Source organism: Leeuwenhoekiella sp. ZYFB001 (genome assembly GCF_011784865.1).
GTDB classification, from domain to species: domain Bacteria; phylum Bacteroidota; class Bacteroidia; order Flavobacteriales; family Flavobacteriaceae; genus Leeuwenhoekiella; species Leeuwenhoekiella palythoae.
In genome coordinates this window covers 2,569,293-2,582,248 of sequence record NZ_CP050460.1, presented here as the reverse complement: position 1 = coordinate 2,582,248, position 12,956 = coordinate 2,569,293, and the positions used below count along the sequence as shown (strand labels likewise).

Below are 12,956 nucleotides of genomic sequence, written 5' to 3'. Positions count from 1 at the left end.
CTACTTAAACTAGTACCCTTGGTGCTCGGTTTTTGTGCGTTTTAGAAAAACCATATAGCTGCGTATCAGGTAAGTTTAAAAATTGAACACTAATAATAACTAAGATTAAAATTATTTAAATCATGGCAAAGGCAACATTTGATCGTTCCAAACCTCACTTAAATATTGGTACTATAGGGCACGTTGACCACGGTAAAACTACCTTGACTGCTGCTATTACTACTGTACTTGCTAACGCGGGTCTTTCTGAATTAAGAAGTTTTGACTCTATTGACAACGCTCCTGAAGAAAAGGAAAGAGGTATTACTATTAACACTTCTCACGTAGAGTACGCTACAGCTAACCGTCACTACGCACACGTTGACTGTCCAGGTCACGCGGATTACGTAAAGAACATGGTAACTGGTGCTGCTCAAATGGATGGTGCTATTCTTGTTGTTGCTGCAACTGATGGTCCTATGCCGCAAACTCGTGAGCACATCCTTCTTGGTCGTCAGGTAGGTATTCCTCGTATCGTTGTTTTCATGAACAAAGTCGATATGGTTGATGATGAAGAGCTTTTGGAGCTTGTTGAGATGGAAGTTAGAGATCTATTGAGCTTCTACGAGTACGACGGTGATAATGGTCCTGTTGTTCAAGGTTCTGCTTTAGGTGCTTTAAATGGTGAGCAAAAGTGGGTTGATAAAGTTATGGAGCTTATGGAAGCTGTTGATAACTGGATTGAGCTTCCTGCACGTGATGTTGATAAGCCATTCTTGATGCCTATCGAAGACGTATTCTCTATTACTGGTCGTGGTACTGTTGCAACTGGACGTATCGAAACTGGTGTTGCTAATACTGGAGATCCTGTAGAGATCATTGGTATGGGTGCAGAAAAACTTACTTCTACCATTACTGGGGTTGAGATGTTCCGTAAGATATTAGATAGAGGTGAAGCTGGTGATAACGTAGGTATCTTATTACGTGGTATTGAGAAAACTCAAATCTCTCGTGGTATGGTAATTACTAAGCCTGGTTCTGTAACTCCACACACTAAATTCAAAGCTGAGGTTTATATCCTTAAGAAGGAAGAAGGTGGTCGTCACACTCCATTCCACAATAACTACCGTCCACAGTTCTATGTACGTACAACTGATGTTACTGGTAACATTTCTCTTCCTGATGGAGTAGAGATGGTTATGCCTGGAGATAACCTTACAATCACTGTAGAATTGATCAACTCAATCGCAATGAACGTAGGTCTACGTTTCGCTATCCGTGAAGGTGGTAGAACTGTAGGTGCTGGTCAGGTAACCGAAATTCTTGAATAATCACGAATTATAGATTAATAAATTAAGGCGTTCGTGTAAACGGATGCCTTGATTTTTATAATAAAATTTAGGGTTGCTTTTGTGGTAACTCTAGTTTTACGGGTTTAGCTCAGTTGGTAGAGCACTGGTCTCCAAAACCAGGTGTCGGGAGTTCGAGCCTCTCAACCCGTGCAAAACGAAAATCAAATTTTAATTTGATTAGTATTAGTTAGGCTGCTTTCAGGTAGTCGCTAGAAGACAGAGTGTCTTTTTAAAGAGTTAAACGATATGGCTGGATTAATTAATTACCTTCAAGAGTCTTATAACGAATTGAAAAATCACGTTACCTGGACTCCGCTTTCAGAAGCGCAACGTCTCACTGTTGTAGTTGTTGTTTTTACAATTGTATTCTCATTAGCGATTTGGGGGGTAGATACAGTATTTAGTAGAGCAATCAAGGCTTATTTTAATCTGGTAGGAGCTTAAAACAATCACAATGGCTATAGCAAACAATACCAAAGATTGGTACGTGGTAAGGGCCGTAAGTGGTCAGGAGAATAAGGTGAAGGGTTATATTGAACAAGAAATCTCTCGCTTTAATCTTGAAGATTATATCGAGCAAGTACTTGTGCCTACTGAAAAAGTGGTGCAAATACGCAACGGTAAAAAAATAAATAAAGAGCGTGTTTACTTTCCTGGTTATATAATGATTCACGCGAATCTAGGGGGTGAAGTAACACACATGATTAAATCAATCAATGGTGTGATTGGGTTTTTAGGCGAGACTAAGGGTGGAGACCCTGTGCCGCTTAGAACTTCTGAGGTGAACAGAATGTTAGGTAAAGTTGATGAGTTGGCTGTGAAAACAGATAACGTTGCAATACCTTTTGTTCTTGGGGAGACTGTAAAAGTGATTGATGGTCCTTTTAATGGTTTTAATGGAACTGTTGAAAAGATCAACGAAGAGAAACGTAAGCTTGAGGTGATGGTGAAAATCTTCGGAAGAAAGACGCCATTAGAATTGAGCTATATGCAAGTTGAGAAAGTATAAGTGTTACACATATATAAGATATCGTTCTTCTGCTTCCACTAAAGAGCATATCAAACTAAATTTTTAAAAATGGCAAAAGAAGTAAGTAAGGTTGTTAAGTTGCAAGTTAAGGGAGGGGCTGCAAACCCTTCTCCCCCAGTTGGACCAGCTTTAGGTGCTGCCGGTGTTAACATCATGGAGTTTTGTAAGCAGTTTAATGCTAGAACTCAAGATAAAGCTGGTAAAGTACTTCCTGTAGTTATTACTGTTTATGGTGATAAGTCTTTTGACTTTGTGGTTAAAACGCCACCTGCTGCCATCCAATTGATGGAAGCAGCTAAGATCAAAGGAGGTTCTGGTGAGCCTAACCGTAAAAAAGTTGCTAGTGTAACTTGGGATCAAATTAGAGCTATCTCTGAAGACAAAATGCCAGATCTAAATGCGTTTACTGTTGAGAGCGCAATGAGAATGGTTGCAGGTACTGCAAGGTCTATGGGAATAACTGTAAAAGGGCAGGCTCCTTTTTAACATCCAAAAAAGCAATTTAAAATGGCAAAAGTAACAAAGAAGCAAAAAGAAGCACGCGCTAAAGTAGATTCTGGTTCTACCTATACCTTAGCAGAAGCTTCAGCTTTAATAAAAGAAGTAAGCAAAGTAAACTTTGATCCTTCTGTTGACTTAGCTGTACGTCTTAATGTAGATCCGCGTAAAGCGAATCAAATGGTTCGTGGAGTGGTAACACTTCCTCACGGAACCGGTAAAGATGTTAAGGTTCTTGCTCTGGTAACTCCAGATAAAGAGGCTGAAGCTAAAGAAGCGGGAGCTGACTTTGTTGGTCTTGATGAATATTTAGAGAAAATCAAAGGCGGTTGGACAGATGTTGACGTTATCGTGACAATGCCAAGCGTTATGGGTAAATTAGGTCCTTTAGGACGTGTATTAGGGCCTCGTGGTCTTATGCCAAACCCTAAAACCGGTACAGTAACTATGGATATCGCTAAAGCAGTATCTGATGTTAAAGCTGGTAAGATTGACTTTAAAGTTGATAAGACAGGTATTGTGCACGCAGCGATTGGTAAGGCGTCTTTTGATGCTGAGAAAATTGCAGCTAACGCAAGAGAATTGATAACCACATTAGTAAAATTGAAGCCTACTGCAGCTAAAGGTGTTTATATTAAAAGCATCTTTATGTCTAGTACTATGAGTCCTAGTGTTGAAGTAGATTCAAAACGTTTTGCTGAGCAGTAAAAGTTAAATTATGACAAGAGAAGAAAAATCACAAGTAATAGAAGATTTGACTGCGCAGTTGGCTGATAGTGCTAATATTTATTTAGCAGATATTTCAGGTCTTAATGCTGACACTACGTCTAAGTTACGTAGAGCTTGTTTTAAGGCAAACGTAAAGCTAGCCGTGGTTAAAAATACATTGCTTGCAAAAGCAATGGAGAGTTCAGAAAAAGATTTTGGAGAATTGCCTGAGGTATTAAAAGGGAACACTTCAATTATGCTTTCTGAAACAGGAAATGCACCAGCTAAGGTAATTAAGGAATTTCGTAAGAAATCTGAAAAACCTTTACTTAAAGGAGCATTTATTGAAGAGGCAATTTACATCGGTGACGATCAGTTAGACGCCCTTGTAGATATCAAGTCAAGAGAAGAGCTTATTGGAGAGATCGTTGGTCTTCTTCAGTCGCCTGCTAAGAACGTTATCAGCGCTCTTAAATCAGGAGGTTCTACAATTGCTGGCCTTGTTAAAACCCTTCAAGAAAGAGAAGGTTAATTAACGTACGCACTTAATAATTTATATAAAGACAATTTTTTTTAAAACGATAGAAAAATGGCAGATTTAAAAGATTTCGCAGAACAACTAGTTAACTTAACAGTAAAAGAAGTAAATGAGTTAGCTACTATTTTAAAAGATGAGTATGGTATCGAGCCTGCAGCTGCTGCAGTTGCTGTTGCTGGTCCTGCTGCTGGTGGTGATGACGCTGGTGAAGAGCAAACTGAATTTGATGTAATCCTTAAAGCCGCTGGTGGTTCTAAACTTGCAGTTGTAAAACTTGTAAAAGAATTAACTGGAGCTGGTCTTAAAGATGCAAAAGAGCTTGTTGACAACGCACCAAGCCCAATCAAAGAAGGCATTGCAAAAGACGAAGCAGAAGCTATCAAATCTCAATTAGAAGAAGCTGGAGCTGAAGTTGAGCTTAAGTAAGCTTAGCTACTATAAATACAAAGGTTTAGGTCTTTTCGATTTATCGAAATGGGCCTAAACCATTTGTCGTATATAAGGTTTTCCTAATATTTACGACTATTATTGCCTTAGATTTCTTATGTTAAGAGGTCTCAGAATCTGAATAAACAGATTCTCAATCTATTTTAATTAAATTCCGTTCGTTGAAGATGCAAGCAAAACAAGCTGAAAGACTGAATTTCTCATCGGTAAAGAACAGACCTGAATACCCTGACTTTTTAGATATTCAGATTAAATCCTTTCAAGATTTCTTTCAATTAGAGACTAAGTCTGAAGAAAGAGGAAATGAAGGACTTTACAATACTTTTCTAGAGAACTTCCCAATTACGGATACCCGTAATAATTTTGTACTAGAATTCTTGGACTACTTTGTAGATCCACCCAGATACTCAATTCAGGAGTGTATCGAGCGAGGCCTTACGTATAGTGTGCCACTTAAAGCTCGTTTAAAATTATACTGTACTGATGAAGAACATGAAGATTTTGAAACCATAGTACAAGATGTTTATCTTGGTACTATTCCTTACATGACACCTAGTGGTACTTTTTGTATTAATGGTGCAGAGCGTGTTGTTGTATCTCAGCTTCACCGTTCACCAGGTGTTTTCTTCGGGCAGTCTTTTCACGCAAATGGTACTAAGCTTTATTCGGCACGTGTAATTCCTTTTAAAGGATCGTGGATTGAATTTGCGACAGATATCAACAGTGTGATGTATGCATATATCGATCGTAAGAAAAAATTACCGGTAACTACTCTTTTCCGTGCAATTGGTTTTGAACGTGATAAAGATATTCTTGAGATTTTTGACCTTGCTGAAGAGGTTAAAGTTTCAAAAACCGGATTAAAGAAATATTTAGGTCGTAAACTCGCTGCACGTGTATTGAACACATGGCACGAGGATTTCGTTGATGAAGATACAGGTGAAGTTGTATCTATTGAGCGTAATGAGATTGTATTAGACCGTGATACTGTTCTTGAGAAAGAACACGTGGACGAAATTTTAGATGCAGGTGCTAAAACAATTCTTCTTCATAAAGAAGATAATCAGTTGGCTGACTATGCAATCATTCACAATACACTTCAGAAGGATCCTACTAACTCAGAAAAAGAGGCAGTAGAGCATATTTATCGTCAATTGCGTAATGCTGAGCCGCCAGATGAGGAAACAGCACGTGGTATTATCGATAAATTATTCTTCAGTGATCAACGTTACAATTTAGGTGAAGTTGGTCGTTACCGAATGAACAAAAAATTAGGTCTTGATATTGGTATGGATAAGCAAGTGCTTACCAAACAAGATATCATTACTATCGTAAAATATTTAATTGAGCTTATTAACTCTAAAGCTGAGATTGATGATATTGATCACCTTTCTAACCGTCGTGTACGTACAGTAGGGGAGCAATTATCTACTCAGTTTGGTGTTGGTTTAGCACGTATGGCGCGTACCATTCGTGAACGTATGAACGTTCGTGATAATGAGGTGTTTACTCCGATTGACTTGATTAACGCGAAAACTCTTTCGTCTGTGATCAACTCTTTCTTTGGTACCAACCAGCTTTCTCAGTTTATGGATCAGACGAATCCTCTTGCAGAGATCACGCACAAGCGTCGTCTTTCAGCATTAGGGCCCGGTGGTCTTTCTCGTGAGCGTGCAGGTTTTGAGGTTCGTGACGTACACTATACACATTATGGTCGTCTTTGTCCAATTGAAACTCCTGAAGGTCCAAACATTGGTTTGATTTCTTCTTTAGCAGTGTATGCTAAGGTGAACAATATGGGCTTCATTGAAACTCCATATCGCACCGTAACCGATGGAAAAATTGACTTAGAGACTAAACCAAAATATTTAAGTGCAGAGGAAGAAGAAGGGATGTTGATTGCGCAAGCAAACAACCCAATGGATGACTCTGGTAAGATTGAAGAAGAACGCGTAATTGCACGTATGGAAGGTGACTTCCCGGTTGTTGAGCCAAATACAGTTCATTATGCTGATGTTTCTCCAAACCAGATTGCTTCTATTTCGGCTTCTTTGATTCCGTTCTTGGAGCATGATGATGCAAACCGTGCGTTGATGGGGTCAAACATGATGCGTCAGGCAGTACCACTTTTACGCGCAGATTCACCTATTGTGGGTACAGGTCTTGAGCGTCAGGTAGCTTCTGATTCACGTGTATTGATTAATGCTGAAGGTGATGGTGAAGTTGAATATGTAGATGCTAATGAAATTACTATCAAATATGACCGTACTGATGATGAGCGTATGGTAAGTTTTGATGGTGATAGTAAAACCTATCAGTTAATTAAATTCCGTAAGACAAACCAAAGTACTTCTATTAACTTGAAGCCTATCGTAAGAAGAGGTGATCGTGTCAAAAAAGGTCAGGTATTGTGTCAAGGATACGCTACCGAAGCAGGTGAACTTGCACTTGGTAGAAACATGAAAGTAGCCTTCATGCCTTGGAAAGGGTATAACTTTGAGGATGCGATCGTGATTTCTGAGAAAGTTGTACGCGATGACATCTTTACATCTATTCACGTAGATGAGTATTCTTTAGATGTTAGAGATACTAAACTAGGTAATGAGGAATTGACCAATGATATTCCAAACGTTTCAGAAGAGGCTACTAAAGACCTTGATGAAAACGGAATGATCAGAATTGGTGCTGAAGTTAAACCTGGAGATATATTAATTGGTAAGATTACTCCAAAAGGAGAATCAGATCCAACTCCAGAAGAAAAGCTGCTTCGTGCAATCTTTGGTGATAAAGCCGGGGATGTTAAGGATGCTTCGTTAAAAGCTTCTCCATCTTTAAGAGGAGTTGTAATTGATAAGAAGTTATTTGCTCGTGCGATAAAAGATAAGCGCAAGCGTGCTAAAGACAAAGAAGATATCGCTGCATTAGAAGCAGAATACGATCAGAAATTTGATGATCTTAAAGCGATTTTAGTTGACAAACTTTTCCAGTTAGTTAATGGAAAAACTGCTCAAGGTGTTAAGAATGACTTAGGTGAAGAAGTTCTTCCTAAAGGAAAGAAGTTCACGCTTAAGATGCTTAATGCTGTTGAAGATTATACACACTTAAATCAAGGTACTTGGACGACTGATGACGCGACTAATGTATTGATCGCAGATTTATTACATAATTACCGAATCAAAGAAAATGATCTTCAAGGTAATTTACGTCGTGAGAAGTTTACCATTTCTGTTGGGGATGAGCTTCCTGCGGGTATTATCAAACTTGCTAAAGTATACGTTGCTAAAAAACGTAAACTGAAAGTAGGGGATAAGATGGCAGGTCGTCACGGTAATAAAGGTATTGTTGCACGTATCGTACGTCAAGAAGATATGCCATTCTTAGAAGATGGTACTCCTGTAGATATCGTACTTAATCCACTTGGTGTACCTTCTCGTATGAACATTGGTCAGATTTATGAAACTGTTCTTGGTTGGGCAGGTCAAAAATTAGGTCGTAAGTATGCAACTCCAATTTTTGACGGAGCTACTTTAGATCAGATCAATGAGCTTACTGATGAAGCAGGAATTCCAAGATTTGGTCATACGTATCTTTACGATGGTGGTACAGGTGATCGTTTTGATCAGCCGGCAACCGTAGGTGTGATTTATATGCTTAAACTAGGGCATATGGTTGATGATAAGATGCACGCACGTTCTATAGGGCCTTACTCATTAATTACGCAACAGCCGCTAGGTGGTAAAGCACAGTTTGGTGGTCAGCGTTTTGGTGAGATGGAGGTTTGGGCACTTGAGGCTTATGGAGCTTCAGCTACCCTGCGTGAGATCTTAACCGTGAAGTCTGACGATGTTATTGGTAGAGCTAAAACTTACGAGAGTATCGTAAAAGGAGAGCCAATGCCAGAGCCTGGTTTACCAGAATCGTTCAACGTATTAATGCACGAACTTAAAGGACTTGGACTAGACATTCGTCTAGAAGAATAGATACTGAGGGTTGCGCTTCCGCGGAAGCGTAACCTTATTTAAAAAGTATCAAGCAGTTAAAAAAGAATAATTTTCGACATAAGGTATTATGGCAAGAGATAATGATAAGAATGCAGTAAAGAGATTTGATCAAATCTCTATTGGTCTTGCATCTCCTGAAGCGATTTTGGCTGAATCGCGCGGAGAGGTGTTAAAACCAGAAACTATAAACTACCGTACGCACAAGCCTGAGCGTGATGGTTTGTTCTGTGAGCGCATCTTTGGTCCTGTAAAGGATTATGAGTGTGCTTGTGGAAAATATAAGCGTATACGCTATAAAGGCATTGTTTGTGACCGTTGTGGTGTAGAAGTTACTGAGAAAAAAGTACGTAGAGACCGTGTTGGGCATATCAACCTTGTAGTGCCTGTTGCACACATCTGGTACTTTAGAAGTTTGCCAAATAAAATAGGGTATCTCTTAGGTCTTCCGTCTAAGAAATTAGATATGATTATCTATTACGAGCGCTATGTAGTTATTCAGCCTGGTATAGCTAAGAATGAAGAAGGAGAGGAGCTTAAGAAGATGGACTTCCTTACGGAAGAAGAATACCTAAACGTTCTTGAGTCTATTCCTCAAGAAAATATGTACTTAGAAGATAGCGATCCAAATAAGTTTATCGCTAAAATGGGTGCAGAATGTCTAGTTGATTTATTAAGACGTATTGATCTTAATGAATTGTCTTACGATTTGCGTCATAAAGCTAACAATGAGACTTCAAAACAACGTAAAACCGAAGCATTAAAGCGTCTTCAGGTTGTAGAATCTCTGCGTGATGCTAATAAGAATCGCGAGAATCTACCTGAGTGGATGATTATGAAAGTAGTTCCTGTAATTCCACCAGAATTACGTCCACTTGTGCCACTTGATGGTGGTCGTTTTGCGACTTCAGATTTAAATGACCTTTACCGTCGTGTGATCATTCGTAACAACCGTTTGAAGCGTTTGATGGAAATCAAAGCTCCAGAGGTAATTTTGCGTAATGAGAAGCGTATGCTTCAAGAAGCGGTAGATTCACTATTTGATAATACTCGTAAATCTTCAGCGGTAAAAACCGACTCAAACCGTCCTTTAAAATCACTTTCTGATTCCTTAAAAGGTAAGCAAGGTCGTTTCCGTCAAAACTTACTTGGTAAGCGTGTAGATTATTCTGCGCGTTCGGTAATTGTTGTTGGACCAGAATTAAAACTTTATGAGTGTGGTCTGCCTAAAGATATGGCAGCAGAACTTTACAAGCCTTTCGTGATCAGAAAATTGATCGAAAGAGGAATTGTAAAAACCGTAAAGTCTGCTAAAAAGATTATAGATAAAAAAGAGCCAGTAGTTTGGGATATCTTAGAGAATGTTCTTAAAGGACACCCGGTATTGCTAAACCGTGCTCCTACGCTTCACCGTTTAGGTATTCAGGCATTTCAGCCTAAACTTATTGAAGGTAAGGCGATTCAGCTTCACCCATTAGTGTGTACGGCATTTAACGCCGACTTTGATGGTGACCAGATGGCGGTTCACTTACCATTAGGTCCTGAAGCGATCTTAGAAGCGCAAATGTTAATGCTTGCTTCAAACAATATTCTTAACCCTGCTAACGGTGCTCCTATTACAGTACCTTCTCAGGATATGGTATTGGGTCTATATTATATGACTAAAGCACGTAAGAGTACTCCTGAGCATCCTATTTTAGGAGAAGGAATTACTTTTTACAGTGCAGAAGAAGTTGTTATTGCGCACAACCAAAAGCGTGTAAATATTAACGCTAACATTAAAATACGTACTAAAGATTTCAATGAGAACGGTGAGTTAGTTTACCAAATCATCGATACTACAGTGGGTCGTGTCTTATTTAATGAAAGCGTACCGGAAGAGTGTGGGTACATCAACGAAGTATTGACTAAAAAGTCACTTAGAGATGTTATCGCACGTATTCTAAAATTAACCAGTGTTCCGCGTACTGCTGAGTTCCTTGACAGTATCAAGACACTAGGATATACTTTCGCATTTAGAGGTGGATTGTCGTTCTCACTTGGGGATATTATTATTCCTGCTGAGAAATACGAAATGATCGAAGAGGCGAATACTCAGGTAGACGGAATTATGTCTAGCTACAACATGGGTCTTATTACAAACTCTGAACGTTACAACCAGGTAATTGATGTTTGGACATCAACTAACGCATCGTTGACCGAATTGTCTATGAAGCGTATCCGTGAGGATCAGCAAGGGTTTAACTCGGTGTTTATGATGCTAGACTCTGGAGCTCGTGGTTCTAAGGAGCAGATTCGTCAGTTGACCGGTATGCGTGGTTTGATGGCTAAGCCTAAAAAATCTAACGATGGTGGTGGTGCAATTATTGAAAACCCGATTCTTTCTAACTTTAAAGAAGGGTTATCAATTCTTGAATACTTTATCTCAACGCACGGTGCTCGTAAGGGGCTTGCGGATACGGCACTTAAAACGGCAGATGCGGGTTACTTAACACGTCGTCTGGTTGATGTATCTCAAGATGTAATTGTAAACAGTGAAGATTGTGGTACATTAAGAGGTGTTGAAGTTTCTGCGCTTAAGAAGAATGAGGAAATCGTTGAAACACTTGAGGCTCGTATCATTGGTCGTATTGCGTTAAACGATGTGGTTAACCCGCTAAACAGTGAAGTTATTGTTGAGGCTGGTGCAGAAATTACTGAAGAATTAGGTGCTGAGATTTCTAAAGCTCCAATCGAAAGTGTTGAAGTACGTTCTCCGCTAACTTGTGAAGCTAGTAAAGGTATTTGTGCTAAATGTTACGGTCGTAACCTAGCAACCAATAAAATGGTTCAGATGGGTGAGGCTGTTGGTGTTGTTGCTGCTCAGTCAATTGGTGAGCCGGGTACTCAGCTTACACTACGTACCTTCCACGTTGGGGGTATTGCGGGTAACATTTCTGAGGAAAACAAAGTGGTTTCTAAATTTGATGGTCGCCTTGAGATTGAAGATCTTAAGACTGTTGAAGGGGAAGCTCCTGATGGTTCAACTTCACAAATCGTTATTTCTCGTACTTCTGAAGCAAAAATTGTTGATGCTAAAACCGGAATCTTATTAAGTACTAATAACATTCCTTATGGTTCTCAACTCTTTATGAAGGATGGAGACAAAGTAGCGAAAGGAGATACGATCTGTACTTGGGATCCATTTAACGGTGTGATTATTTCAGAATTCGCAGGTAAGATCAAATACGAAAATATAGAGCAAGGGGTTACTTACCAAGTAGAGACTGATGAACAAACCGGTTTCCAAGAGAAAGTAATTTCAGAATCTCGTAACAAACGAATGATTCCTACCTTACATATTATGGGTAAAAAAGACGAAGTAATTCGTTCTTACAACTTACCTGTTGGTGCGCACTTGATGGTAGATGATGATGAGAAAATTAAAATAGGTAAGATTCTTGTTAAGATTCCTCGTAAGTCTGCAAAAGCAGGGGATATTACAGGGGGTCTTCCACGTGTAACCGAATTATTTGAAGCACGTAATCCTTCAAATCCTGCTGTGGTAAGTGAGATTGATGGTGTTGTTTCTTTCGGTAAAATCAAGCGTGGTAACCGTGAGATTATCGTTGAATCTAAACTTGGTGAGGTTAAGAAATACTTAGTGAAGTTATCTAACCAGATTCTTGTTCAGGAAAATGACTTTGTGAGAGCGGGTATGCCGTTATCTGACGGTTCTGTAACTCCAGAGGATATCTTAGCGATTAAAGGACCTTCAGCGGTTCAGCAATACTTGGTGAATGAAGTACAGGAAGTTTATCGTCTACAAGGTGTGAAAATTAACGATAAGCATTTTGAGGTAGTTGTGCGTCAAATGATGCGTAAAGTTAGAATTCAAGATCCAGGTGATACTATTTTCTTAGAGAATCAATTGGTTCATAAAGATGATTTCATCACTGAGAATGATGCAATCTTCGGAATGAAAGTAATTGAAGATGCAGGTGATTCTGAAACGCTTAAAGCGGGACAAATCATTTCACCTCGTGAATTACGCGATGAAAATTCAATCTTGAGAAGAGAAGATAAAAACCTTGCAACTGCTCGTGATGTTGTAGCTGCTACGGCAACTCCGGTATTACAGGGTATTACAAGAGCTTCACTTCAGACGAAATCATTCATCTCTGCTGCTTCCTTCCAGGAAACAACTAAAGTACTTAACGAAGCTGCAGTAAGCGGTAAAGTTGATACTTTAGAAGGGCTTAAGGAAAATGTAATTGTAGGTCATAGAATTCCTGCAGGTACAGGTTTGCGTAGATACGATAAGATTATCGTAGGAAGTAAGCAGGAGCTTGAAGAACTCAATGCTGCTCGAGAAGAAGTAAATTTTAATTAATAATTTATATCAAAAACAGCTTCAGAAATGAAGC

Annotated in this window: 9 protein-coding genes and 1 tRNA gene; all 10 read left to right on the top strand. The window is 39.2% G+C overall.

Annotated elements, in window-relative coordinates; translation table 11 throughout:
- Positions 1–122 precede the first annotated feature (122 nt).
- The 10 genes from tuf to rpoC all read left to right on the top strand — a co-directional run bounded on the left by tuf (position 123) and on the right by rpoC (position 12,922).
- Positions 123–1,310, top strand: coding sequence for an elongation factor Tu (gene tuf / locus HCN54_RS11040; protein ID WP_072983799.1), 1,188 nt, complete (start codon positions 123–125; stop codon positions 1,308–1,310).
- Positions 1,311–1,408: 98 nt separating this feature from the next.
- Positions 1,409–1,481, top strand: a tRNA-Trp gene (locus tag HCN54_RS11035).
- 96 nt (positions 1,482–1,577) lie between these two features.
- Positions 1,578–1,775 (top strand): preprotein translocase subunit SecE, encoded by a 198-nt coding sequence (gene secE / locus HCN54_RS11030; RefSeq protein ID WP_072983801.1) that lies wholly within the window; start codon positions 1,578–1,580, stop codon positions 1,773–1,775.
- A 10-nt stretch (positions 1,776–1,785) separates the two neighbouring features.
- Positions 1,786–2,340, top strand: a complete 555-nt coding sequence (gene nusG / locus HCN54_RS11025) for a transcription termination/antitermination protein NusG (RefSeq protein WP_009781169.1) — start codon at positions 1,786–1,788, stop codon at positions 2,338–2,340.
- Between the two features lie 69 nt (positions 2,341–2,409).
- On the top strand, positions 2,410–2,847 hold the full coding sequence (gene rplK / locus HCN54_RS11020; protein ID WP_009781168.1) for a 50S ribosomal protein L11: 438 nt from the start codon (positions 2,410–2,412) through the stop codon (positions 2,845–2,847).
- Positions 2,848–2,868: 21 nt separating this feature from the next.
- The gene (gene rplA / locus HCN54_RS11015; protein WP_072983803.1) at positions 2,869–3,567 is read left to right on the top strand and encodes a 50S ribosomal protein L1; all 699 of its coding nucleotides are present in this window, start codon (positions 2,869–2,871) and stop codon (positions 3,565–3,567) included.
- A 10-nt stretch (positions 3,568–3,577) separates the two neighbouring features.
- A complete protein-coding gene (rplJ, locus tag HCN54_RS11010) occupies positions 3,578–4,099 on the top strand; it encodes a 50S ribosomal protein L10 (RefSeq protein ID WP_072983805.1) in 522 nt (173 codons plus the stop codon).
- Between the two features lie 57 nt (positions 4,100–4,156).
- Positions 4,157–4,531 (top strand): 50S ribosomal protein L7/L12, encoded by a 375-nt coding sequence (rplL, locus tag HCN54_RS11005; RefSeq protein WP_072983806.1) that lies wholly within the window; start codon positions 4,157–4,159, stop codon positions 4,529–4,531.
- Between the two features lie 188 nt (positions 4,532–4,719).
- Positions 4,720–8,532 (top strand): DNA-directed RNA polymerase subunit beta, encoded by a 3,813-nt coding sequence (rpoB, locus tag HCN54_RS11000; RefSeq protein ID WP_072983807.1) that lies wholly within the window; start codon positions 4,720–4,722, stop codon positions 8,530–8,532.
- An 88-nt stretch (positions 8,533–8,620) separates the two neighbouring features.
- Entirely contained in the window at positions 8,621–12,922 is a 4,302-nt protein-coding gene (gene rpoC / locus HCN54_RS10995) for a DNA-directed RNA polymerase subunit beta' (protein WP_072983809.1), read from the top strand.
- The last annotated feature ends 34 nt before the right edge of the window (positions 12,923–12,956 follow it).